This is a genomic window from Lysobacter fragariae (genome assembly GCF_054779775.1).
The window spans coordinates 242,619-267,966 of sequence record NZ_BAAGXP010000012.1 but is presented as its reverse complement, the minus strand read 5'-3'; the positions used below and the strand labels follow the sequence as shown (position 1 = coordinate 267,966).

Here is a 25,348-nt window from a genome sequence, read left to right as displayed (position 1 = left end):
TTCGGCTGTTGTAAAGCGCTTCGCGGGGATGACGGCAATTATTCAGGCCCTCCTGGTGCAGTCCGGTCACTGCTGCGGCAACGACAGCAGCCAGTCGACGAACGCCTGCGCCGCCGGTTTGAGTCGCTTGTGCGAGGGATGGACCACGAAATAGCCCCAGCGTGTCTTGATCGCCGGACCAGGCAGGCGCACCAGCGCGCCTGAAGCCAGGTATGGCGCGACGATTTTCTCGCGGGCCAGCGCCGCGCCCAATCCATGCACCGCGGCGTTCAACGCGGCCGTCGTATCGCTGAAGCGGTAATGCTCCTGCACTTCCACGCCGTGTACGTCGGCCGCGCGAAACCAGTCGTGCCAGCCTTGGCGGGCCAGGTCGGTGATCAGCGGCAATCGTGCGATGTCCGCGGGTGTACGCAGGGCATCCACGCCGGGCAGTTTCGGTGAGGCCACCGCGAACAAGGCGTCGTCCATCAGGTGGTAGGCGGTGAGTCCCGGCCAGTGGCCCGCGCCGTGGCGGATCCCCAGGTCTGGGCCGCCGTCTTCGAAGCGGGTCAGCGCGATTTCGGTATCGATGGTCAGGCGGATGTGCGGATGCGCGGCGGCAAACAGCGGCAGGCGCGGCTGCAGCCAGGTGTAGGTGAGCGAGTGCAGGGTAGTGACGTGCACGCGTTCGAGGTCGTCGCGGGCAATGCGCAGGCTGCGGACCACGCCTTCGATATCAGCCATCGCGCTGCCAGCCGCGTCGGCCAGCTGTCGACCTTCGGCCGTCAGTGCGACGCCGCGCGCGTGGCGCTGGAATAGGGTGACGCCCAGCCGCGCTTCCAGCTTGCGCACGTGGTGGCTCACCGCGCTGGCGGTGAGGTGCAGTTCTTCCGCGGCGTGGGCGAAATTCTGGTGCCGGGCGGCGGATTCGAAGGCGGCGAGGGCGGGTAGCAGGTCGGCGCGAAGGGCCATCGGGGCACCTGTGGCAATGTCCAGTGCGAAGGTTGCGGATCGGATCTATCAAGCCACAAATCTGGCTTGTGTCTCCCTCCGAAAGTATGCGCTTGTGCGGGCTGCGCGTGTGCCCAGAATGGTCGGGAGCCGACAACCAGATTGTCGCCCCAACCTTCCGGGAGTAGCGCCATGGGCAGACTCGAAGCGATCACACCATCCCTGCTGGCCGCGCAGGTGGACGACATTCCACCGGTCCAGGTCGGCGTGGGCTGCCTGCGTCGCGACCTGTCCAGCGACGGCAGCGTCCGGGTCTGGGTCGTGGACATGGCGCCCGGCGCGGTATGGCCGTATGTGGACGACCACGACACCGGCGAACACTACCTGGTGGTGAGTGGCGAGGTGATCGAAGGCCGCACCCGCTACGGTGCCGGTACCTACGTACGCTTCCTGCCCGGCAGCAGCCATCGTCCGAAAACGGATAGCGGCGTGCGCCTGTTCGGGTTCAATCTGGATCCCGCGGCCCTGATCGCGGCGCGCGAGGCCTCCAACCGCGCCAGCCGGTTCAACTACAGCCAGGGCTGAGATCCATCTTCTTCAGAGCTTGGCCTCTTCAGGCTTTGCCTGCTTCAACGAGCAACGCACTCCTGTTTCCACGCACTCCCCCAACGCGCACTCCCCCAATTGGAATCACGATGAACACCGTCGCCACCCACCAGCCGATCGCGCCTTCGAGCGAAGCCGCCTGGATCACACCCCTGGAAATCACCGTGCTCGGCGCGATCTGGGGCGCCTCGTTCCTGTTCATGCGCGTCGCGGCCAAGGACTTCGGCGCGATCCCGCTGGTGGAAGTGCGACTGGCGCTGGGGTCGCTGGTGCTGCTGCCGTTCCTGTGGGCGGCGCGGCGACAGTTCGCGCAGCCGCGGCTGTGGGGCAAGTTGGCGATCATCGGCGCGATCAATTCCGCCATCCCCTTCATGCTCTTCGCTTGGGCCGCGCAGCGCTCGCCGGCGGGTGTCGGGGCGATCTGCAACGCGATGACGGTGCTGTTCACCGCGCTGGTGGGTTTCCTGTTCTTCGGCGAGAAGATCGGCATGAAGCGCGCCGTCGCGCTGATCACCGGCTTTGGCGGTGTGGTCGTGCTGGCCAGCGGCAAGACCGACGGCGCCAGCATCGGCTGGTCGGTGGTCGCCGGCGCCACTGCGGCGTTCCTGTACGGGATCGGCATCAATCTGGTGCGTCGCCACCTGACCGGCCTGCCGCCGGCGGCCGTCGCGGCCGCGACGCTGGGCATTTCCAGCCTGCTGACGCTGCCGTTCGCGCTGTCGCAATGGCCGACCACCGCGATCCCGCTGAAGTCCTGGCTGGCCGTTGGCGGGCTGGGCGTGCTGTGCACGGGCATCGCCTTCGTCATGTACTACCGCCTGATCGCGCGGATCGGTGCCAGTCGCGCGTCGACCGTGACCTACCTCGTGCCGGTGTTCGCCGTCGCGTGGGCATGGGCCTTCATCGGCGAACAGCCGACGATGACGATGGCCATTTCCGCCGCGCTCATCCTGGGCAGCGTGGCGATGAGCCAGCGTATTGCGAAGTAGCCATCGCAGGCGCATCGTGACCGTTCGATCCCAGGCCGGATGCCTCGCGCATCCGGCATTGCGGGAGTGACGCAGAAGGGAGCGGCATGATGAAGGGCATGATCGCGCGCATGTGGCACGGCAGGACCCCGATGGCGAAGGCCGATGCCTACGCCGCCTTCCTGGACGCACGGGCGATGCCCGACTACCGCGACATACCCGGCAACCTCGGCGCACAGGTGCTGCGTCGTGACGACGGCGATGTCGCGCACTTCGTCACCTTGAGCTACTGGGAAAGCGAGGACGCGATCCGGGCCTTCGCCGGCGACGACCTGCTCAAGGCCAAGTACTACCCGGAGGACGAAGACTTCCTGCTCGAGTTCGAAGCGGAAGTCGTCCATCACATGGTCATCTCGGCGGGCTGATTTCGGCAGGACACGTCCCGGCAGGACATACCTGCCCGTTTCAGAACATCCCGTGCTCGTTCGGCGAGGCTTCCGGCACCGGCTGGCCCAGATCCCACAGCTCAACGACCTTTCCGCCTTCAAAGCGGAAAAGGTGTACTACGGCCGCGCCGCGATCGTCAGGCGCCTGCCGGACATGCGAATGCACGGCGACCAGATCGCCGTCTTCCAGCGTGCGCTGGATGTCCAGCACCTTGTCGGGATTGCGCGCGGCGTTCTCGTCCATCGCAACCATCAGGGACTGCGCGTCGCCGGGGAACCACGGGTTGTGATGGCGGAAATGCGGGCCGGCGTACAGCGCGAAGGCCTCGTGCGCGTGGCCAGCGGCAGCCAGCTGCAGGAAATGCGTGGCGATCTCGCGGGGTTCGGCGGTGGGCGTGGTCATGGCGGCCTCCTCGCAACGAAATCCCGCCCGGAGGTTACGCGGTCTGCTGTAAACGCTCGATCAGCGCCATCGCCGCGGCTGGATTCCGCTCCTTGGCAGCGCTGATGAAGAAGACGAAGACATCGCGCTGCTCTGCAGGCGGCTTGCCGTTGGCGGTGACGTGCGGCAGGTCGTCCGGTGCGTTGCCCTGCGACCACAGGCGCGCGCGATGCGTCCAGCGATCCAGTTCCTCGGCCGTGTAGCCGGTGTCCATTTCGCTGCGTGAGCGCATCAGTCGCGCGTAGACGAAATCGGAGGTGATGTCGGCGAAGGACGGGTAGTCGCGCGAATCGGTGAACACGGTGCCGAGCTTGCGCTCGCGCATCAGGGCGATGAACCGGTTGTCGACGAATTCCGAATCGCGAACGTCCAGCACGTGGCGCAGGCGACGACCGTCGAGCGAATCGGGGAGAAAATCGAGGAAGGCGATGAAGTCGTCGCGTTGCAGCTTCGTGCCGGCGTCGAATTGCCACACCACCGGCCCGAGCCGGTCGCCCAGCGAAGCGACGCCGCCAAGGAAATCCTCGACCTGCGTGCCCGTCTTCGCCAAAGTGCGCGACTGCATGATCCGCATCGGCGCCTTGAGCGAGAACACGAAGCCTTCCGGCGTTTCCGCCGCCCACTTGGCGTAGGTCGTCGGCTTCTGCGCGCCATAGTAGGTGCCGTTGATCTCGATGGCGCTCAACTTGCGGCTGGCGAATTCCAGCTCGCGCCGCTGCACCAGCCCGCTGGGGTAGAAGTTGTTGCGCCACGGCGCGAACGTCCAGCCGCCGATGCCGACACGGATGCCGTCGACGGCGGGCGTCGAACCGCTGAAAAGGTCGGGTGGCAGCTTGCTCGCGGGCATCAGGGGTCCATTCGTCAGGGGGCCTGCTTGGCTTCGCGCTCCGCCACGCGTTGGCGGGCCTGCGCCAGCAGCGCGTCCAGTGCGGCGCGATCAAGATAATCGCCCTTGTGCATGACCGCCATGATGGCACGCGTGGCGTCGATGTCGGTCAGCGGGTTGCGCGCCAGCAGCACGATGTCCGCGACCTTGCCTGTAGCTAGTTCGCCAGACTGGTCGCCATGGCCCAGGAAGCCGGCGTTGTCGATCGTGGCTGAGTGCAGCGCCTGCGCAGGCGTCAGCCCGTAGCGGACGAATTCGCGCAGCTCGTCGTGCAGGCCGATGCCGGGGTAGTCGAAGGAATTCAGGAAGCCGGCGTCGGTACCGGCCAGGATGGTGACGCCAGCCTCGTGCAGCAGCGGCAGCAGCGATGCACTCTTCTCGTAGACGCGGTGGCGACTGGCAATCGCGGCGGCATCGTCCTTGGCAGCGCGCTCCACCCGCCAGGCGTAGGTCGCCTTCAGGCCGGGACCGATGTAGTGCAGGTAGTCGTCGTGCTTGTGGTCGTCCTGGTCCAGGTAGGTGGTGACGCGGCTGCCGTACAGCGTGGGGGTGATCGCAGTGCCGCGTTCGGCGAGCTTGCGGTAGGCGGGCAGGGCGATGGCGGGATCGAAGGTGTCGGCGGCCTGCACCAGCGCATCGCGATAGGGCAGCTTGCCTGCGGCGGATGCCGCTGCGATCTCGCGTTCGCGCGGCGTTCCGGCTTTCAACGCGTAGCCCATGTGCTCGATGGAGCCAAGCCCGGCGGCGCTCACGTCATCCAGCATCAGCGACATCGGTACGTGCGCCGACGTCTTCAGTCCACGCTGCCTGGCTTCCTTCAACGCCGCCAGGAACAGCTCCGGCGACAGCGCGCTGTCGGTGATCTTGACGAAGTCGACGTGCATCGCCTGCAGCTGGTCGAGGGCAGCGCGCAGTTCGGCCTCGTTGCCGACTTCCAGATCGCCGGGCCAGATCGAGCCCTTGCCCTCGATCTTCGGGCCGGAGGTGTAGATCGTCGGGCCGAGCAACTCGCCCTTGTTCACCTGGTCGCGCCATTGCAGCACCTGTTCACTCAGGTCGCCGGCGCAGTCGCGCACGGTGGTGACGCCGTGGGCGATGTAGAGCGGCAGCAGCTCGCGGTTCTCGTCGATCAATGCCGGGCCGCCGCCGAAATGCACGTGCATGTCCCACAGGCCGGGAATGGCGAATGTTCCGTTTGCGGCGACATGGCGAGGAGCGGAGTAACGCTGCGCGCCCGCGGCGTCGGTGATCGCCAGGATGCGCGAACCCTGCACGACGATATGGCGGTGTTCCTGCAGGCGGCCATTGCGTACGTCGACGACGGTGGCATCGTCGATGATCGTGTCGGCCGCGATGGTGCCGGTTGCGGACGCTGGTGCGACCAACGATGGCGAATGCGCGCAGGCGGAAAGGAATGCGCAGGCGAGCAGCACGCTGCGGGAAGGCAGGGAAAGCGTGATCTTCATCGCGACCGGGATGGAGTGAGGGCCGCGGCGATAGTGCGCCCTGCAACGCACGGAATCCAACGTTCACCCGCATGGGGGAATCGGATGCCCGCAAGCGGCAAAGTCGCCGCTTGCGAACCGCAAAACACAGGGTGGTAGCGCAGGGTGGTGCGGTCGGCCCGCGCACGTCTTCGCGCGCGGGCCGGATGCCATCACTGGAGTGATGCAATCACTGGATCGGTTCGTCCAGCATCAGCTCACGCGCGAAACGCACCGGCGGCGAGCCATAGGACAGCAGCTTGTCGTGGTAGGCCTTGATGTCGAACGCGGCGCCTTCGCGCTTCTGCACTTCGTTGCGCAGGTCCATGTGCTCGCTGTAACCGACGAAGTAGGTCGGCAGCTGTGCCGAAGTCAGCTCCGCGCGACGCCACTTGCCGGCGGCTTCACGCTCCTGCTGGAACGTGGTCACGGTCATCAGCTTCATCGCATCGGCTTCGCTCATGCCGTCGACGTGGATGGCCTGGTCGAGGATCGCATTGGCGAACGCACGCAGCGCCCACTTGCGCTGGATCAGCTGCATCAGCGGATCGTTGTTCATGTAGCCGGCGTCAGCCATGACCTTCTCGCCGTACATCGCCCAGCCTTCGATGAAGGAGCCCGAGCCCAGCACTGCACGCAGCGTCGACGGATGCTTGTTGGCATGCGCGATCTGCAGGTAATGGCCCGGCATCGCTTCGTGGATGCTCAGCTCGTGGATGGAGCGGGTGTTGTACTCGCGCAGGAAGGAGTCGACCTGCTTCTTGTCCCAGTCGTCCGGAATCGGCGACACGGCATAGAAGGTGTCCAGGCCCTTGTCGAGCGGGCCGGGCGAGTCGCAGTAGGCGACGGCGACGCCGCGCTGGAATTCCGGCATCAGGATGATCTGCACCGGCGTTTCCGGCACGCTGACCAGGTTCTTCTCGCGGGTGAACCTGGTTGCTTCGGCGGTTGCGGCCTTGGCAAGCTCGACGACCTTGTCGCGTGCGGGGCGATCGGCGTAGGCCAGTTCCAGGGCGGCTTCGATGGTCTTCTGCTGCTGCTCGTCGTTCGGCGCGTCAGGCATTTCCTTCGGCGCGTTCGGCTTGTCGGCCAGTACCTTGCGTGCGATGTCGTACATCTCCGCACGCGTCTGCTTGATCGCGGCTTCGGCGCGGGTGCGGATTTCCTGGCGGCTCAGCGGCGAATTGAGCGCGAAGGCGAGCTTCTCGTCGTACAGCTTCTGACCGATGCGGAAATCGCCCTTGGCGTTCGGGACCAGGGTCTTGTCGAGCCAGGTCTGGTTGTCGGCCACGGCTTTCTTCAGTGCTGCTGCCGCGGCGTCCAGGCGCTTGCGGTCATCGCCGCTGAGCTCGTTCGCGTGCGGCAGGATCATGTCGTCGATGATGCTGGTGACGCCGGCGTTCTGCTTCGAGACGGTTTCGGCGTGGATCTTCGGCACGCGCGTCGGGTCGAGGTTCTCGCGCATCTGCGCGAACAGCGCCGGGATCTTCTCCATGCGCGCGGTTGCGGACTTCAGGCGCTGCGGCATCGGTGCGAAATCTCGCGCCATCAGCGTGTACAGCGCGCCGCCGGCGATGCCGTTGTAGACCTGCGGATCCCACGCCCAGCTCTGCAGCGTTTCCATCTGCCAGATGTCGCCGCGGATCTGGTTGCGCAGGATGGCCAGGTCGACCTGGTTCTCGCGCGAGAGCTTGCTGGCGTCGAGCGCTTCGACTTCGGCCAGCATCTTCTTGCTGAAGTCGACGAACTTCTGCCGGCCGGCGGCGCTGAGATCGTCGATACGATCATCGAAATCGTGCTTGCCGGTCTGCGTGGCCGACACCGGCTGCTGCTCCAGCCAGCCATCGAGCCAGCGCTTGGAGACGTCTGCGAACTTCGCGTCGGCCTGTTCGGTGGAGGCCGGCGCGGTGGTGGCTGCAGTGTCGGTGGGGGCTGCGGTTTCCTGCTTCTGGCAGGCGGAGGTGGCGATCAGCAGGGCCAAGGCGATGGCTGATGGAATGGGGCGCAGGCGCATGTCGGTCTCGGTGTCTCGGGAAGGCGGCAGGGCCGCGGCGGCCGGAGGATATCGCCGATGTGGCCAGCCGGGCGCGGGCCGTGGGTCATGCCGGCGGCAACGGCGAAGATCGCCGCCCCTGCCGGAAGGCAGTGTGACGGGCGTGGGTGGACGCTGGTTGACCGGCGAGGGTAGATTCGCTGGATGGGGATGGGCTAACGGGGAAACTCGGGGTCAACGCGTCCCGAACTTCCCGTGGACGGCGGAATCCGGCTAGTGCGTCAGCAGCCGCAGGATTTCCAGCGCCAATCGCCGCTTGCTTGGCGATAGCTGGCGCAACTGGCCCAGGGCCTGGCTCTCGTGTTCGTCGCGGGCGTAGTCCTCGATGATCACTGCCGAATTGGCTTCGCATTCGTCGAGCTGGCTGGGTCCGCGGCCGGTTGCCAGCCATTCGAACCGCGCGCTGGTTTCAAGTGCGATGTGCACCAGATGGTCGACGCTGGGAGTCGTTCCCGCGGGATGTTCCCACTGCGTCACCGCGCTGCGCTTGACGCCCACGCGCCGGGCGAGCTCGGCCTGGGACAATTTCGCCAGGCTCCTGGCTTTTCGGATCCTTCCGGACAGTGCGGTCATCATCGCCTCCGCGATATCAGTGCCAGGAACAACTCCATGTCGCGCCGCCTGATGCTAGCCGCAGCTTAACGGATAGGTACGCTTACACAAATATGTCGCCTATCGCTTTCGCGGGCACTGATCACTGCTGATTTCCGCCCGCTTGTTGTCAACGGCCAGTGAGGCTTGCACAGGCCACGATGCTCCGGCGGTTCCCATCGCGCGCGATCTGTGCGACACAGGCCTGTGCGCGCTCGGATCCGGATCGAAGGTCATGGATGGCCGAATCTCATCGCGTAATGCGAGAGCAAGGTCCAGCAACAAAGCATGCGATCGGTGCCTGCCCGCGGCACCCCGGGGATAAGGATGTTCAGGATCTGGCTGTTCGGCTCGATGGCGATCGCCGCTGACGGTGTTCCCGATGGTTCACAGGGGATCACGGGTCGTTGCGCCAACCTGTTGGCCTATCTTGCACTCGGCCAGGGGCGTTACTTCAGCCGCGCCGAGCTGCAGGAGAACCTGTGGCCTGAACGCGGATCGGCACCGACATGCGGTTCATTCAACACCGCGTTGTGGCGCCTGCGCCGGCTGGTTGAGCAGCCGCCGCTCAAGCACGGTGACCTGATCGTCTCCGACCGCCGCGGTGCGATCGGCCTGAATGGGCCAGCGGGTGTATGGCTGGACGTGGACGAATTCGAACGCCTCGTCGCGCCGGGCTTGAGCAAGGCCCCAGAGCGATTGAGCGATGCCGACATCGCGGGACTGCGTGAAGGCGTCGGCCTGTACAAGTCCGACATCCTGCTGGATGTCAGCGACGATTGGGCATTGCGCGAGCGCGAAAAACACCGGCGCAACTACCTCAATGCGCTGGGTCGGCTGATGCAATTGGCGATGATCCGCCGCGATTACGCCGAGGGCATCCGCCACGCGCAGGCCGTCCTTGACAGCGATGCGCTGCGCGAGGACGTGCACCGGGAGTTGATGCAGCTGTTCGTGCTCAACGGGCAACGCGCGCAGGCGCTGCGCCAGTTCGAACATTGCCGCGAGCTGCTGCGGCGCGAATTGGCGATCCAGCCGATGCGCGAAACGCTGGCGGTGTACCAGCGCATCGCCGACAACGCGATAGGCGCTTCGATGGAAGCATCCGTGCCCACGATCGCAGACGCAACGGAGCTGTCTCTGCCGATGCTGCCGGTGCAGGCGTCGTTGGCCCTTGGCGACGATCAGGCGCAATGCCTGATCCAGGCCGCGCGTCGCAACCTGGCGACGGCGGATTCGCAATTGCAGCTGAGCCTGCAGTTCATGACGCAGTAAGAGCCGCACTCCCACGGCTGCTGCGCTCGTACAGCTTAGCTTGCTCGGCTCCTTCGCATTTGCAATCCATCCCATTCTGGAGACGGGGTGCGGCTGCTGCCGTTCGTGATCCGATCTTTCGTTGTTGGACGAAATCCCGCTATGGCTGGCCTGCCAAAGCGAACGAGCAGACGGGCAGACGGGCAGGTTCGGGCGCGAGGGAAAATACACGAGCAAGAAGCGTGCCGGTCAAGCTCGGCACTGCGCGATGCCTTGAGTATCACCGCAACATCACACGCCCCGCGATTGCCGTGATCGTCGCGTGATCTGGCGGTGATCCCGCGGTGATGTCGCGGGAGCAGGCTCGGCCCAAGTCTGAGCGAAGGACGTGGCCACGATGGCTCTGCTCGAGGACCGCACCGCTGTATTCATCGTTCGCGTCTGGTGCGAGCGCGGTGACGACGACTGCGCCACCAACGAGTGGCGCGGCTCGGTCGAGCATGTGGCATCCGGGCAGCGCGTGTTCTTCCGCCACCTGGAAGCCGTCCAGGAATTCATGAAGCCGCACTTGCGCAGCATCGGCATCGACGCGCAGCAGCGCTTCTGGGAACGCATCTCCGCGGTGATCGACGACGCGCCGGCGCAAGCCACGGCAGATGCGCCCGTCACCGTGCGAGTCGAATCGCCCACCACCATCTCTGCCGCACGCAAGCGCCGCTAGGAGCCTGTCATGTCATTCATCCGAGCCAACCGCGAATCGATCGATGACCGCTTCAGCGTGCTGGGCTTCACCGTCCGCACCGATACACCGCTATTCGAGATCGGACTGGCCACCGATCCGGAGCTGCTCAAGGCGGAAAACCGCACCAAGCGCACCAGCAACAACTTCTTCAGCAGCAGCCTGCTCGGCGCGAGCCGCCAGCGCGATGGGGACTCCGTCTACCTGGTGCCGCCGAACGTGGTCGCTCGATTTGCGGGACAGTCGAAGCTGTATTTCGGTTTGGCGACCTACCAGGAAGGCAACCGTAGCCGGCCGATCGAAGTGCGGATCCCCGACCGTGGTCGCATGTACGTGAACCTGTCCGGCCTGACCGAACGCGGCCTGCGCCGCACCGTGCGCCTGGATAACGGCAATGGTTATGGCAGCGGCTCCAGCGGCAACGGGTTGCAATGGGGCGGCGATGCGGTCGCCAGCGCGGCTTCCCCCGTTGCGGGCAATGGCGCAGGCAACCGGGCGAACGCGCCGGCGGCCGCAACACCGAACCAGCCCGCGCCCTACAACGATGGCTACTCCGACGAGTTGTGGAAGCAGTCCAGCACGTCCACGCCGCCTGCAGCAACGGTGGCGCCAGCGCTAGCACCTTCCGCCGCCGCGCCCATCGCCAGCCCGACGCCGACCAATGGTGGTGGCGAGCCGCACCTGACGACATCCCAGTCCTACAGCCCGTCCTACAACGACCGGCAGCTGCGCAATCAGTCCTCCGCGCAGGCGTACGCGAAGCCGCTGTTGGTCGAACCCTACAATTCTCCCAGCAGTTGGTGGGACAACCTGACCACACAGATCGGGCACTTCGCCCGCGGCGCGATGTGGTTCCTCGGCGTCACCGACACCACGCAGCCGCCGTTCTCGGCGATCTGCCAGGTGCGCAAGCCCGATGGCAGCGCCGAAGGCGCGCATCTGGGCACCGCATTCTTCATTGGGCCACGCCTGCTGTTGACCGCGGCGCACGTGGTCGACGGCGAAAGCGAGCTGATCATCGTGCCGGGCAAGAATGGCGCCGGCACCGGCCGCGCGAACGAGCCCTTCGGTCGCTTCCGTGTCACCCAGTTCCGCAAGCACGGTTCCTACGGCGCCAATGGCGAAGACAACGACATGGCGTTGATCTGCGTCCCGGCTGCCAATGCCGCGTCCGCGCCCAACTATTTCGGCCTGGTCGAGGAGCTGACGCAGAGCCGGCCGGAAGGCGTCGTGGTCAGCGGTTACGCCGCCTGGTGGCATGCTACGTCCACGATCGAGGAATACGTCAACAAGAACATCGACGAGAACCGCCAGCACGCGCACGGCGGCTACATCCGCGAGCTGCCGACCGACGGCACCTTCACCTACGACCTGCAGACCCTCGCCGGCACTAGCGGTTCGCCGGTGTACTGGATCGAGGGCGGCGCGCAACCGGTCGCGCACCTGGTCGGCGTGCATGTCGCCGCCAACGACAACCGCACCAACCTGGGTTGCCGCATCACCCAGGAAAAACTGACCTGGATCCGCCAGACCGCCGCGTCGTGGGGGCAGGCGCTCACGTTCTCGCTGGGTGTGCGCGCGCTGGAAGAAGCCGTCGGCGTCGACGACAACGATGACCCGGAAATCTACGGAATTACCGGCACCGAGCCTGAGAATGCCGAAGCGCTGGTGGCGGCGCAGGGATACGCGGTCCGTGGACTCGACGCGCCGCAGCCCGACTATCCCGGTGCAAGCCGCTTCGCCGCCGCGCACGCCAACAATTTCCGTGTCGGCCGAAAGAACAACACGGCAGTGGACCGCATCGTGATCCACATCACCGCCGGTGGCCCGAAGATCGGCGGCACGATCGCCTGGTTCCAGAACGGCAACCGCATCAACGAACGCACGGGCAAGCGGATTCAGAGCAGCGCGCACTACATCGTCGGTCGCGACGGCGAAGTGGTGCAGATGGTGCGCAATGCCGACACGGCGTGGCACGCCAGCCAGGTCAACTCGAGAAGCATCGGCATCGAGCACAACGCCAACAAGCCCTCGCGCGGCAATCCGCGCGACCTGCCGCCGACCGAAGCGCAATACGAAGCCTCCGCGCGCCTGGTCGCCTGGTTGTGCCAGCAGTACGGCCTGCCTGCCGACCGCGACCACATCGTCGGCCACATGGAAGCGTCGCCGCGCGACAACCACGACTGCCCGAGCTCGTACTGGGATTGGGACCATTACATGGCTTGCGTGCAGATCGCGGCGTCGCAGCTGAGCGCCGCACCCGCGACCAGCCAGGGCGTGCGCGCGCTGGGCAGCGTGGCCCACGCGCTCGACATCATCACCCCGTACTACGACCCCGCCGATCCCGCCAGCGCATTGGTCTGCCAGGCCGATGCCTTCAGCCTTGCACGCGAGGAATGGTTTGCCGGCGTGCCCAACACGACGATCTTCCCGCACTCGGCAATCTGCCTGCTGGAGATGAAGAACGCGTCTGGCGCTGTCGCCAGCCGTGGCACCGGTTTCTACATCGGCCCCAACCGCATCCTCACCTGCGGCCACAACCTGTTCGATGCCAACTACACCAGCGTCGACGTGATTCCCGGCAAGAACGGGCAGGGCGCCGGCACCGAACCCTTCGGTCGCTTCAACGTGCCGCGCAGCCAATGGCGGATTCCCACCAGCTACGGCGGCACCAATCCTGCTTACGACCTGGCGGTGATCGACAACGTGCCGAACTCCGCCCCCGGCGGGCAGTGGTTCGACGTGCTGGAGGAACTCAACCAGTCGCGTCCGGAAGGCGTGGTGGTGTGCGGCTATTCTTCGCGTTCGCCGCGCGTACCCGAACTCACCGCCGCGATCGATGGCTTCAAGCAGCATCTGCATGCCGGTTACATCGCCGCACTCGGCCCGGGCGACAGCACCTTCGATTACCCGATCCTCACACTCAAGCGCGCCAGCGGCTCGCCGGTCTACTACATCAGCAACAAGGGCGGCGCCAACAAGGCTTATATCGTCGGCGTGCACACCGGTGGTGCCACCGATGACCTCAACCGCGGCTGCCGCCTGACCACCGCCAAGATCGACTGGATTGAAGGTCGCACCGCATCGCTGTCGCTGGGCTATGGCGGCGCGCGCGGTCTCGATGCAGCCGTCGATGACGATGCTTCGCGGGGTATCGAAGGCCCGATCCCGGACGATGTCGCCACTTCGCAAAGCCTCGCCGCAGTGGGCCGTGCGCTGAGTGCACCAAGTCCCGAGTATCCGCAGGCGAGCCGCTTCGTGCCTGCCGATAGCGGCAACTACCGCACCAGCACCAGCCCCCGCACGATCGAACGTGTCGTCATCCACATCACCGACGGTGGCGCCAACATCAACGGCACCGTGGGCTGGTTCCAGAATCCCGCCGCCAAGGTCAGCGCGCACTACGTGATCGGCCAGAACGGCGAAGTGGTGCAGATGGTCAGGCACAACGACGTCGCCTGGCATGCGCGTTCGGCCAACGGCAACAGCATCGGCATCGAGCACGTCGCCAACGCGCGTGGCTTGAATCCGACGCCGGCGCAGATGTGCGCGTCGGCTGCGCTGGTCACCTGGTTGTGCGACACCTACGGCATCCCGGTGGACCGCACCCACGTCCTCGGCCACTCCGAGGCTGACACGAAGACCACGCACACCGGCTGCCCGAACGCGGTTTGGAATTGGACCTACTACATGGGTCTGGTGAACTCACGCACTTGCTACGCACCCGATGCAGCGACGACCACCGCGCAGGGCTACTACAGCCCGCGTGCGCTGGAAATCCCGCTCGATCCGGGCATCGGTGGCCAGTCGATCGGGTTGGAAGCGCTTTCGCCCGGCGACATCATCGTCTCCACCGCAAGGGCGGCGGTGTCCTACGCGATCCGCGCCGGCACGCTTTCCGCGGTCAGCCACGCGATGATCTATGTCGGCGGCGGCAACATCGTCGAGGCGGTGGGCGATGGTGTGCGCGAAGTGCCGCTCGCCACGGCGATCGGCGACGCCATCCTCGCGGTCGCCTATCGCGATCCACGCCTGGATGCAGCCCGGGCCGCGGTGCTGGTCAATTTCGCCCGTGCGCAGGTCGGCCAGCCATACAACTACGGTGGCGTGGTCCGCATCGGTCATCGCATCCTGTTCCCGTTGCAGTCGCGACTGATCGATGCGATCCGCTCGCTCACCGGCACCGACAGCACCAGCGCGGGTTCGTTCTTCTGCTCGGAGCTGGTGTTCGCCGCATTCGAAGCGGCGGGCATTGCGCTGGTCGCAGCGCCTGCCGGCGACGGAACGCCAGGCGACCTGGTCGCGTTGACGCGCGGCAGCCTGGGCTACGTCGGGCACCTGAAGGCGCGGGATGAGTTTCTCGGCATCGCCCTGGGACTGTCATCGCGTGCACAGTCGTTCCAGGGGGCCAGCGCGCTGGCAGGGGGAAGCGACTATCCGGTGCACCTGATCCCGCAACTGGACAAGAACTCCTGCTGGGCGGCATCGATGGCGATGCTGTATTCGTTCCGCCGCAACATGTCACTCACGCCGGAAACACTCGCGAACGATGTCGGCGCATCGCTGGCTACCTCGTACGGTTGGGATCTGCTGAAAGCGGTGCGGGATCGCTACGGCTTCGAGATGATTCGCCAGCCTGACAATACCAGTCTGTATCACTCGCCGCAGCAGTGGGCGGACTGGCTGGCGACGTACGGTCCGCTGTGGGTGGTGATCGTCGGTGCGCCGCACGCAGTGGTGCTGGCGGGTATTAGCGGCGAACTCGCCGATCCCAACTCGGTGAAAGTGAAGATCCTCAACCCGTGGGATACGCGCGTTGCTTTCGACAACGATGCCGTCACTTTCAACCCGCGCAATTCGGGCTACGAGGACTGGCTCTCGTTCAATCAATTCGCCAGCGACTTCGGCAACATGGCCGAATCCAACTATGGCAACTGGCGTGTGTTGCACCTTCCGGTCAGCGCAGCGAATGCACAGAGCCTGGGACTGGCCGGCACAGGTGTGGTGAGCCGTGCGCAGAACGCGCTGGTCGCCGTGGTCGCCGAGAAAGTGCTTGAGAAGATCGTCGAGAGAGTGATGACGCCGGCGGAACGTGGGCGGATTACTGCCAGGTGGTCGGAGTTCAGTGGCTGGTATCACCCGGGTGGCGCGGCCGTGAATGTCGCGACATCGGCACCGCGCGCTTTGTCGCTTGCCAACCGGCCGCTGATGTTCGATCCGCCGGACCTGCCGATGCCCTTCGGGCCGGGCCTGAGCTTGCTTCCCAACAGCGCGAACTACCAGCAGATGGAGACGCACACCAGCGACGGTGGTTTCGTGACGCCGGACTTCAATGCGGGCGACTACCCGGCGCAATACCAGACGTTCCAGGAATTCATGATCCGCTGGGCCTCGGACGGCGCATCGGTGGGGCTGATAAGCATCGAACCCGGCGAGCGTAAGGCCGCGGAGGACACGCAACTCGACGTCACCGCGCAGATCCAGCCGCAACCAGGGTTGACTCCCGGCGGATACGCGAGCGTCCACATCGTCTTCTTCTATCGGTTCACGGACCACCGGGGGGATGAGCATGCCGCGGAATGGCGAGTCCGTCTCTTCGGCAATGGCACTTCCAATGCCCAGTTTGCCTGGACCCATAGATAGGTCAGCGGACCTCCGGCGATGACCCAGCCTACCTCCAATGCAATTTTTCCTGCGCAGGCACTGGCGCGCGCGCAGGCGGACGGGAGTACGACGCCCGCCGTCAGCACGGAGCCAGTGAAAACGGCCAAGCCGCAGGCCACCGAAACCATCGCCGCGCGTACCGGAGCGATGGTCAATGAGATCGACTTCCCCGGCTTTGTTGCCAGTCTCGTGCACGGTACCTTCGATGCGATCGTGGATGCCTCGATCCGGCAGATGGAGAGCTATTCCTCCCTCGTCGCCGCGGTGGCCAAGACCGTCGACCAGTTCACCGAGGAAAACGTCACGCCCAACCAGGCGCGTGACTGGATCGCCAGCCGTTATCCAGGCGAAGTCGCGTTGCAGTTGCCCGACGGCGGCGAAGTCACCACACCGCAACTGGCGCCCAAGGCCGATGACCTTGCGCCGGCGTGGCTGGCCGATTACGGAATAGAAGGCGAATCGTTGACCACTGAGTTGCTGGAGCAGCGCGTGCTGCCCCAGGTGCGCAACAAGATCGGTGGCGAACGCCACCAGCTGTTGGCGACGATGGTGCTACTGGGCCTGAATCGCGTCGCGGTCCGCGACGGCAGCATCAGTGCCAAGGTGATGTTCCGTGCTGCCGCGCGCGATGCCGCCGGCGTGCAATACGCCACCAGCAGCGACCCGCAGGCGATCGCCAACTGGGGTGAACGCGGCAGCCAGACCTACGGCGCGCAGACCTCGACGATGGTGTCGACGCTAGCCGTCAACGCGCAGAACGAATCCAGCGTGCGCGCCGACCTGTTCGGCGAGGTGAAGTTGAACTTCGTCAGCGAAACCCTGCCGCTGGATCGCATGGTCGAGCCGGCGAAGCTCGCCTTGGTGCAGCGCCATTCACCCGGCATGCGTCCCGCCGCCGCTGCTCCCACAGCGGCCGCACCTGCGCCTGCGACACCTGCAGCCACACCGGCTGAAGGAGGCGCGTGATGCTGCGTGAACTCTCGCAATTGCTGGGTGAACTCCGCGACGGCCTGGGCGCGCTGGAAATCCACGGCAACGTGCAGCTCACCAATGTCGAGATGACCCTGCCGCTGGAACTGCGTCCGGTATTGCGAGACGGCGGTTGCGTGCTGCTGGCCGACGTGCCGCGCTCGCGCGAAGCCAACGAGTGGGTCGCATCGCCATCGAAATTGCGCCTGGCCTGGAACTCCGGGGCGGAGGCCGACCAGCCATGAGCGCGCAGATGCCTCCGCTGCTGCAGGAAGCCGGCGTGCCCCTGGATCTTTTCATCCAGGCACTGACCGAACAGCTCGACAAGGCGCAGGCGTCGATGGCAATCAAGGCGCGCGTGGGCAAGATGCCGCTGACCTTTGCGGTGAAGGACGTGTCGCTGGATTTGCGTGCCTTCGTGCAGATGGTCGATGACGACGTATTCCTGCGCCCGGCTGGCCCCGGCGAGAGCGAGGCCAGCACGATCAAGCTGAGCCTGACCACGATCACCAAGTCGATGGTCGAGGAGAACGCGATCGATTTCAAAGCCGAGGATCCGAAATTCAGCATCAAGGAAGCACTGGGCGACAAGATCTCCGACGACGACCAGCGCCGCCTCGAGCGCATCGGCGTGCGCACGATCACCCAACTCAACGAACTCAAGGCCAGCGCCGGTACCGACGTCATCGCGCGGTTGTCGCGGATGCCGGTGAACCGCCTGCAGCAGGCACTGATGAACGCCGCCGCGCCGCGCGTCACCCGCGTCGACCACAACGAAAGCGAGGGTTCGCGCGTACACATGCAGGCGCCGGGCTTGCGCGCCAACCGGCTGCCGCGAGTGTTCGCCGCGGGACAGAGCGTGCCGGTGGTGGCGGCCCAGGATGGACAGATCGTGCTGCAACCGCTGGCCGTGCAGATGGGGTGCGAGGCGGAAGTGGATTTCGGCGATGGCGAGGTCGCACGCGTACACCTGCGCGAGGGCCAGCTCGGAACCTGGCACCCGCAGGCGGGGAGCACGCCATGAGGCCGTACATCGCCAACCGGTTGCTGGTCACGCTGAAGCTCGGCGAAGTACCCGAGCACCTGCCGGGGCTGCGCGCGGTGCATGGCTACGGCACGCCGATGGCCGAGTATGTCGATCGCGGCGTAATCGACCGGTTGCTACGCCACCACGGCGATGCCTTCCGTGCGGCACGCCTGCACAGTGCGCGCACGCGCCGCGCCGAGCGCGCGGTGAAGGGCGCGCTGCGCTTCGATGACGTGGAACAACTCAGTGGCGTCGCTCGCGTCCTGCGCATCGAAGTACGTGACCCGGAAGGCATGCCTGCGCTGCTGCAGGCGCTGGCTGAGCTGCCGATTGTCGAGCGCGTCAGCGCCGACCATCTGTGTCGCGCGCCATTCGCCGATCCAAGCGGGATCGATGCCAAAAACACTACGCCGTGGGCGGGCGAGGCGATGCACGTGCCGCAGGCGCTCGAGTACGAACCGGGCGATCCCGCCATCGTCATTGGCCTGGCCGACACTGGCGTTGCCATCGAGCACGCCGAGCTGCGCCAGCGCGTGCGCGCGGGATTCGACAGCGTCGACCTGGATCCGGCGACTGTCGGTGGACTCACCCTGGTCGGCGACTACCGTCATCGCGGCGAGCGCCCCCAGGATGAAGTCGGTCATGGCAGTGGCTGCGCCGGCATCCTGGTGGCACGCGGCCGCGATATCCCGCCGGGCGTCGCCGGTACCTGTGGCCTCACGCCCGTACGCGTGCTCGGTGCAGCGCTGGGGCCAGGCGACAAGCGCATTGGCGTGGGCGCGCTCGACAACATCGATTCCGGCATGAAGCGGCTGATCGACCTGGGCGTGAAGGTCATCAACATGAGCTTCGGCACGCCCGAATCCGCTTTGCTCGCCGACGCACCGCGCCCGCACGAGGAAATCATCCGTTACGCATTGGCGCGCGGGGTGATCCTGGTCGCCGCCAGCGGCAATTCCGGCCTGACCGAGAAGTACTACCCGGCCGCGCATGCCGGAGTGATCGCAGTGGGCGCGGTGGACCGGAACCTGCGACCCACGGCGTTTACCACCCGCGGCGAGCACGTCGCCCTGTGCGCACCGGGCCGCGACATCCACACCTGTGGGCTGGATGGCTACCAGTACGCCACGGGTACCAGTTTCGCTTCTCCGTTCGTCGCCGCGGTGTGTGGCCTGCTGGCCGCGCGTGCATCGCGCCGCGCCTGGCCGATCACCAGCGACGACGCACGCGAGGTCCTGATTGAAAGCTCGCGACCGTTCGCCAGCGCCGGTTTCGATGGCTGCGGCCGAGGTGTGGTCGATGCGATTGCTGCTCTGCGCGCATTGGACGCGCGCATCGATCGCCAGATCAGCGAAGAAGAGAACGACACCCCCGATGCAACACCCGCGCTAGCCGCGGCTTGATCCACAGCAACTGCTGCCGAGGAGACTCCGATGGCGACCACCAAGAAAAGCTCAACACGTCCCAAGAAGGCGAGCGCCGCGGCAGCCAAGCCCAACGACGCCCATCGCACGGGTGCGAGTGCCGCGCCCTCCAATACATCTGCCACGCAAAAGCGAGATGCCACCATGAACACCAAGTACAGAATTCTCCTGGTTGATCTGGGCGAGCGCGAGCTCAAGCGTCGAAACGAGCTGCGCAATCGCCGCCAGTACCTGCTCAGCGTCGGCAAGCCGGCGCAGAACGGCGACGGCGACACGCTCTATCCGGGGCTGCAGCCTGAGCAGATCAAGGAGCTGGAACAGATCGAACGCGACCTGGCCAGTGACGTCGTCACCGATCCGTTCTACCGGCAGGTGGCCGCGACCCATCAGGGCTTCAGCAAATGGGAAGACCTGGCGGCCGAGGATGATTTCATCCACAAGTACGGCCTGCTCGGCAGCCAGCGCGAATTCCAGAACGCCCTGGACGGCAGGCTATCGGGCAACGAGCGCGAGATCGCCGCGATGTGCGGCCTGCTGCAGATCGACGGCTACACCGATGCCAAGCGCAAGGGCTTCGTGCAGAAGGTCAGCCAGGCGCAGGGCGAGTATCGCGAGAACCGCGAGCTGTTCGACCAGGCGTACGAAAAGCTGCGCCAACGCTATCCGGTGAAGCTGGGCACCCAGATCGACAAGGGCCTGATCGACGCCGACATCATCGGTTGCATCAATCCGGATGAAAATCCCGATGATCGCCGCGGTGGCAGTTCTGATCGCGCCGAGGGATTCCAGCCAAGTCGCGACACGATCGTCGCCGCGCTCAGTGGCCGTAATGTCGCCGCGGTGGTGCGCCGCCTGGTCGCCGACAAGGTCAGTGCGAACGATCCGTGGTTGGACAGCAGCATCCAGAACGCCTACGAGATGCAGACCGGCGTGGTCGCCGGCGCGCCGGCGTCGGCGATGGAGATCATGCTGCCCGACCTGGACGAAGCCACCGACGTGGAGATCCAGCGCGAGAACCTGCATGCCGCGCAAGCCATCTACTTCGCCTACATGCTGGAAGAGATGCGGCTGCCGCAGGTGGTCGAGCGCATCGTCGAACTGTTCCGCGCGGGCCTGCTCCCGCTGGGACGCGGCAGCGCCGGCGACTATCTCTACAACTACTACAAGAAATCGGCCGACCGAATCACCGAAGGCGAGCGCCGCGACCTGTACATGCGCCTGTTCGGCGCGCCCGGCGGCAATCCCAGCGGCAACGAGCCCAACCGCGACTTCAACGAGCTGTGGCTGCGCTTCGTGTCGGCGGTGTCGTCATTCGCACGCCAGCTCAGCGTGGATCGCCTGCTGCGCACCAACATCCCGGTGGCGGTATCGCAGGAGCAGGTGCGCAAGGCCGGTCGCGACCTGGGCGCCAACCTCTCGCTGCACGGTTACGGCATCGCGTACTTCGCCGCGACCGAGTTGCAGTCGATGATCCTGGAATACCGCGACAAGCTCAGCGACCCGGAAATTCGCGGTGCCTTCGGCGCGCGCGACATGTGGGGGGTGATCGACCTGGTCAACGCCAATTACCTGGGCGGGACGCGGAACACGCATCGCTATCGCACCCAGGCGCGCGCCGGTGCCGTGGTCATCCGCTGGCTGGCCAACAACCACGAGCGCCTGACCGGCCGCTTCGGCGAAGTGATCTCGATGGCGGTGCTGGCCGATCCGCAGCAGCGTGGTAGCGACCAGCCCACCATCAGCCCCAACGATTGGGACCTGGTGCAGGCCTGCGAGCAGTGGCTGGCGGTCGGTGGTGTCCAGGACACCAGCGTCGAGCAGTACGCGCAGCCCAACGAGTCGCCCGTCATCGCCAGCCGGCCTGACATGCAGCAGATGGCGCGCGATGTCATGGACCAGGCAGGCATCAGCCTGCCGGCCATGTGAGCAAGGCGCAGGAGAACGGATATGCCTATCATCGACCAGAACAGAAAGATGTCGGACCTGGTGCGACGCTCGTTGACCCAGGCGTCGCATGCACTGGGTACGCGTGACCCGTTGCCCTATGTCGACGGCCTGATCGAACGCACGTTCTATGGATCCGACAATGACACCGGTTACGCGCAGAACGCGCTGACTCCGGGTGCGGTGCCGTATGAGCCTTCGTTCTCCGAGTCCGAGCCGAATGCGCTGCGTTTCACCATCGAGCCGCTGGGCCCCAACGCGCCCCCGGTTGCGCGGCGCGACGAAGCCACGCGCGAAATGCGCCGGCTCATCTCGCCGATCTTCGGCCGCGACGCGCTGCGCTGGTTCGATTCGCGCAGCGAGGAGTGGCGCGGCTTCGGCGGCCTGAGCTGGATGAACTACGGCGCCTGGTTCGGCAGCGCCTTCGACGAAGACGGACTGTACGCAGCGAAGATCTACTACGAACTGCTGCCCACCCAGATCGATGCGCTGTCACCCAATCTGGCGCAGCTCACGCGACAGGTGATGACGGAGATGCCGAGCTTGATGCCGATCTTCACCTCGATCGGCTGCAAGCGCGACAACGGCAGCCAGCGCGTGACCTTCCTGCACCGCGGTGCGATGCAGGTGGCGTCGCTCGGGCCGCTGATGAATCGCCTTGGCATCGGCCATCAGTTGCCGAGCCTGATGCGCATCGTCGGCGTGGCGCTGGGTGGCCGCTTCGAGCTGCCGCCGGGTGGCGTGCTGGTGGGTGTGCGCGAGACCAACGATGGCGTCGAGCTGAAACTGGAAATCCTGCTGGCGGCGATTCCCGACTTGCCGGCGCGCTTCCTCGACCTGCTCAAGCTTGGCTTGGCCGAACGTCCGCGCCAACTTGCTGCGCTGTCGCGCTGGCTCGATGCCTTCGGCATGGACGATGCGGGCGAGCAGGGCCATTTCTCCGTACTCAGCATCCGCGTCGCGCCGAACTCCGCGGCCCGCATCAGCCTGTACGTGCGGCCGATCGAATTCGAAATGCGCGAGGCAATCGAGGAGGGCAGGAATCTGCAATGACGGCGTCGTCGTCGGCGCACGAATCACCAGCACGGGGTAGAGGTGCCGGGTAGTGCCAGGACCCCTCGCCGCGTCGCGAAGAAGTTGCCTGGTCAGGCGACGGTCGCAGCAAAGGCGTGGAGCACGCCAGGACCTACACGGAATCGGAACAGAAACCGGAGCGCCATCATGTCTTCCATCTTCCCCAGAAACGCCCCGGCCCGTGCCGCTGCCGCTCCCGCGGCCGCTCCCACTGCGAGCAGGGAGCTCCTGGATACTGCCCGCATCAGGGTAAAAGAGTTGCTGAAGAGCAATCCTGAATTCGACCACTTGCCGCCCGACAAGGCACAGGCGCTCGCAAAGGGCATGGTCGACATCGCGACCTATCTGGCCGCGCCGGACGGCATCCGGCTCAATCGCAACCAGCTGGCGCCCGCGGTGAAATCGCTGGCCGATGATAGTGCGCCGCTGCCGACCGAAGACCAGCCCGAGTTCGGCACCGCGCTGAAGACCGGTGTACAGCAGGCCGGCGCGTTGATGCAGGCGGTGAATTTCCCCAATTTCGTCAGCGGCCTGATCGATGGCGTGTTCCATTCGATCGTGACCTCGTCCATCGAGCAGATGGAGGCGTACGCCAAGCTCGTTGCCGACGTATCCAAGAGCCTCAACCAGTTCCGCGACGACAACACGACGCAGAACCAGGGTCGCGACCATCTCGTCGAGCAGTTCCCCGACGTCTTCCAGTTGCAGATGGGCGGTGGTGGCGATTGGGGCGATTTTGGAGGCTTCGGCGACGAGGGCGGCGGTGGCCAGGCGCCGCCGCAACCGCGCGTGGCACTGCGCCCGGACATCGATGAGAAAGCGGCGATCAATCGCATCAACCAGTCACTGCCGCTGGACAAGCCCATCACCCGGCTGGACGACGAACTGGTCGAGGCCCTGCTGGTGCCGGCGGCGCGCACGCAGATCGCTACAGGCCGCCAGCAACTGCTGGCAACGATCGTGATGCTGGGCATCAACCGCATCGTGGTCACCGACGGCAAGATCTCGGCCAAGGTCATGTACGACTTCCAGGCGCGCGACAACCTCAAGTACCGCAACAGCGCGACCAAGTTCGACTACGAGAAGGACGCGTACGGCAACGTGCAGAAGAACCGTGGCTACGAAGGCACCTACGAGGGCAGCAGTGAAGGCGGCAGCTACAGCCGAAGCAAGGATGGCGCCGAGGAGCGCCAGGACGGCAGCTACTACTCCAAGGGTGACTACAAATACAGCGAGCAGCCAATCATCAAGATGATGAGCACCTCGCAGTTGCAGAACGATGCGTCGCTGCAAGCGCGAGCGAGCCTGGCCGGGCAGGTCGAGGTCAACTTCAAGAGCGACTACATGCCGCTGGACAAGCTGGCCAACCCCGAGTCGATCGCCGCGATCCAGATGAACGCGCAGCCGGGCATGGTCAAGACACTGGCGACGAACCGGCCGCCAGCGCCCGCTGCCGCAGCGGCACCAGCGGCGACGCCGGCAGCAGCGCCAGCCGCCACCACGCCGGCCGCGACGCCCACCGCGCCCGCGGCCAATCCCTAGGCCGCGGGCGATCACAGGGCAGCCGCCATGAGCGCGATCATTCCCCGCACAGTTGCAACCGGCGCATCCGCCAACACGACGCCGGCCTGGCTCGACGACGACACCCTCGCCGTGGTGCGGCCACTGGTGAAGGAAATGCTGTTGTCGTCCGAAGGTTTCCGCAGCATGCCGGTTGCCGAGCAGCAGCAGCTGGCGCGCAACATGGTCCGCGTCGCCGCCTACACCGCCAATCCCGATGGGCTGGCGAAGCAGGAACTGACCCCGGGGCAGGGCGTGTTGGCGAAGGAACAGTCCGCGTCGGAAGATCTCAGTCGCGCGCTGTCGGGCGAAGTGGACCAGGCCAAGCGCAAGGCGTCCGAAAAGGTGGGTACGTTCGCGGGCAGTGATTTCGATGCCGGTTCGGTCAAGCAGGGCGCGGACAACTTCAAGAAGTTCGTCGGCTCGGTGGATTTTCCGCAGTTCGTCGGCGGGCTGATCCAGAACGTATTCCAGGCCATCGTCAACGCCTCGATCCAGCAGATGAAAGCCTACGGCGACCTGCTCAAATCGGTGGCGCAGACGGTCGACCAGTTCGCGGCCGACAACATCAGCATGAACAACGCGCGCGACTGGCTGGTGGATCGCTTTCCCGGCGACCTGAAGATTGGCAATAACGAAGACGGCAGTCCACTGGTTGGTGCGGCCAACGAGGAAAAGGCGCAGGAAGTGGCAGCGCGGACGAGCCAGGAACTGGGATTGGCCCAGCCGATCACTGACCTGTCCGATCCCGAGCAGGAAACACGCCTGGTCACCGCGGCACGCATGCAGATGGCGCGCAGCCGGCAGCAATTGCTGTCCTCGATGGTGATCCTTGGCATCAACCGCATCGTGGTCACCGACGGCGCGATCAACGCCAAGGTCGTCTTCGACTTCCGTGCGTCCGACCAGGCGCAGCGCGTCGCTGCGGCTTCACTGTATGACCGCGAGAGCAGCCTCAACCGCAACACCACCGCGGTGGGCGGCAATTGGGGCTGGGGCGGTGCCGCCAGCGTCAACGAGAACGTGCAGTCGCACATGACCACGGTGGGTTCGTCGGTCGACGAAACCTCCGAGTCCAAGCAGGAGATGAAGGCCAAGCTCACCGGTGAGGTGCGGGTGAACTTCAAGTCGGATTACTTCCCGATGGAGAAGCTTGCCTCGCCTGGCATGATCGCCAGCATCCAGGGCAATGCCACGCCATTCAATCCGAATGTTCCGGCCAACCAGCGCAGTGGGAATGCCGCCGCCGCCCCGGCCGGCGGCACGACTACGCAAAACTGACGGGGC

The 25,348-nt window shown here is 65.6% G+C and carries 20 protein-coding genes; 14 read left to right on the top strand and 6 right to left on the bottom strand.

Features of this window, described 5'->3' with window-relative positions; genetic code table 11:
• Positions 1-66 precede the first annotated feature (66 nt).
• Positions 67-951 carry a LysR substrate-binding domain-containing protein gene (locus tag ACYVD7_RS13270; RefSeq protein ID WP_460764084.1) on the bottom strand — a complete coding sequence of 295 codons (885 nt, stop codon included), beginning with the start codon at positions 949-951 and terminating at the stop codon, positions 67-69.
• Positions 952-1,122: 171 nt separating this feature from the next.
• On the opposite strand from ACYVD7_RS13270, the gene ACYVD7_RS13265 reads away from it, so the two are divergent.
• The 3 genes from ACYVD7_RS13265 to ACYVD7_RS13255 all read left to right on the top strand — a co-directional run bounded on the left by ACYVD7_RS13265 (position 1,123) and on the right by ACYVD7_RS13255 (position 2,929).
• A complete protein-coding gene (locus tag ACYVD7_RS13265) occupies positions 1,123-1,515 on the top strand; it encodes a cupin domain-containing protein (protein WP_460764082.1) in 393 nt (130 codons plus the stop codon).
• A 110-nt stretch (positions 1,516-1,625) separates the two neighbouring features.
• Positions 1,626-2,525 (top strand): DMT family transporter, encoded by a 900-nt coding sequence (locus ACYVD7_RS13260; RefSeq protein ID WP_460764080.1) that lies wholly within the window; start codon positions 1,626-1,628, stop codon positions 2,523-2,525.
• Positions 2,526-2,614: 89 nt separating this feature from the next.
• The gene (locus ACYVD7_RS13255) at positions 2,615-2,929 is read left to right on the top strand and encodes an antibiotic biosynthesis monooxygenase family protein (RefSeq protein ID WP_460764077.1); all 315 of its coding nucleotides are present in this window, start codon (positions 2,615-2,617) and stop codon (positions 2,927-2,929) included.
• 40 nt (positions 2,930-2,969) lie between these two features.
• Here the strand turns inward: ACYVD7_RS13255 and ACYVD7_RS13250 are convergent, their stop codons facing one another.
• From ACYVD7_RS13250 to ACYVD7_RS13230, 5 genes are all read right to left on the bottom strand, one after another.
• Complete coding sequence (locus ACYVD7_RS13250) at positions 2,970-3,353, bottom strand: nuclear transport factor 2 family protein (RefSeq protein WP_460764075.1); 384 nt, start codon at positions 3,351-3,353, stop codon at positions 2,970-2,972.
• Positions 3,354-3,387: 34 nt separating this feature from the next.
• On the bottom strand, positions 3,388-4,239 hold the full coding sequence (locus ACYVD7_RS13245) for a DUF72 domain-containing protein (protein WP_460764073.1): 852 nt from the start codon (positions 4,237-4,239) through the stop codon (positions 3,388-3,390).
• A 14-nt stretch (positions 4,240-4,253) separates the two neighbouring features.
• Complete coding sequence (locus ACYVD7_RS13240; protein WP_460764070.1) at positions 4,254-5,744, bottom strand: amidohydrolase family protein; 1,491 nt, start codon at positions 5,742-5,744, stop codon at positions 4,254-4,256.
• Between the two features lie 208 nt (positions 5,745-5,952).
• On the bottom strand, positions 5,953-7,776 hold the full coding sequence (locus tag ACYVD7_RS13235; protein ID WP_460764067.1) for a DUF885 domain-containing protein: 1,824 nt from the start codon (positions 7,774-7,776) through the stop codon (positions 5,953-5,955).
• Positions 7,777-8,028: 252 nt separating this feature from the next.
• Positions 8,029-8,388 carry a helix-turn-helix domain-containing protein gene (locus tag ACYVD7_RS13230; RefSeq protein WP_460764064.1) on the bottom strand — a complete coding sequence of 120 codons (360 nt, stop codon included), beginning with the start codon at positions 8,386-8,388 and terminating at the stop codon, positions 8,029-8,031.
• Between the two features lie 345 nt (positions 8,389-8,733).
• Between ACYVD7_RS13230 and ACYVD7_RS13225 the strand changes: the two genes are divergently transcribed.
• The 11 genes from ACYVD7_RS13225 to ACYVD7_RS13175 all read left to right on the top strand — a co-directional run bounded on the left by ACYVD7_RS13225 (position 8,734) and on the right by ACYVD7_RS13175 (position 25,342).
• Positions 8,734-9,681, top strand: coding sequence for an AfsR/SARP family transcriptional regulator (locus ACYVD7_RS13225; RefSeq protein ID WP_460764061.1), 948 nt, complete (start codon positions 8,734-8,736; stop codon positions 9,679-9,681).
• A gap of 376 nt (positions 9,682-10,057) precedes the next feature.
• Complete coding sequence (locus tag ACYVD7_RS13220; protein ID WP_460764059.1) at positions 10,058-10,381, top strand: hypothetical protein; 324 nt, start codon at positions 10,058-10,060, stop codon at positions 10,379-10,381.
• 9 nt (positions 10,382-10,390) lie between these two features.
• Positions 10,391-16,042 carry an N-acetylmuramoyl-L-alanine amidase gene (locus tag ACYVD7_RS13215; RefSeq protein ID WP_460764056.1) on the top strand — a complete coding sequence of 1,884 codons (5,652 nt, stop codon included), beginning with the start codon at positions 10,391-10,393 and terminating at the stop codon, positions 16,040-16,042.
• A gap of 18 nt (positions 16,043-16,060) precedes the next feature.
• The gene (locus tag ACYVD7_RS13210; RefSeq protein ID WP_460764054.1) at positions 16,061-17,029 is read left to right on the top strand and encodes a hypothetical protein; all 969 of its coding nucleotides are present in this window, start codon (positions 16,061-16,063) and stop codon (positions 17,027-17,029) included.
• Positions 17,029-17,277, top strand: coding sequence for a hypothetical protein (locus ACYVD7_RS13205; protein ID WP_460764052.1), 249 nt, complete (start codon positions 17,029-17,031; stop codon positions 17,275-17,277). The genes ACYVD7_RS13210 and ACYVD7_RS13205 overlap by 1 nt, the downstream gene beginning before the upstream one ends.
• Positions 17,274-18,056, top strand: coding sequence for a hypothetical protein (locus ACYVD7_RS13200; protein WP_460764049.1), 783 nt, complete (start codon positions 17,274-17,276; stop codon positions 18,054-18,056). The genes ACYVD7_RS13205 and ACYVD7_RS13200 overlap by 4 nt, the downstream gene beginning before the upstream one ends.
• Complete coding sequence (locus tag ACYVD7_RS13195) at positions 18,053-19,462, top strand: S8 family peptidase (protein ID WP_460764047.1); 1,410 nt, start codon at positions 18,053-18,055, stop codon at positions 19,460-19,462. Before ACYVD7_RS13200 ends, ACYVD7_RS13195 begins: the two co-directional genes overlap by 4 nt.
• 165 nt (positions 19,463-19,627) lie before the next feature.
• Positions 19,628-21,409 (top strand): hypothetical protein, encoded by a 1,782-nt coding sequence (locus ACYVD7_RS13190; protein ID WP_460764043.1) that lies wholly within the window; start codon positions 19,628-19,630, stop codon positions 21,407-21,409.
• Between the two features lie 21 nt (positions 21,410-21,430).
• Entirely contained in the window at positions 21,431-22,480 is a 1,050-nt protein-coding gene (locus ACYVD7_RS13185; protein ID WP_460764040.1) for a hypothetical protein, read from the top strand.
• A 279-nt stretch (positions 22,481-22,759) separates the two neighbouring features.
• Positions 22,760-24,043, top strand: coding sequence for a hypothetical protein (locus ACYVD7_RS13180; RefSeq protein WP_460764038.1), 1,284 nt, complete (start codon positions 22,760-22,762; stop codon positions 24,041-24,043).
• Positions 24,044-24,070: 27 nt separating this feature from the next.
• Positions 24,071-25,342, top strand: coding sequence for a hypothetical protein (locus ACYVD7_RS13175; protein WP_460764035.1), 1,272 nt, complete (start codon positions 24,071-24,073; stop codon positions 25,340-25,342).
• Positions 25,343-25,348 lie beyond the last annotated feature (6 nt).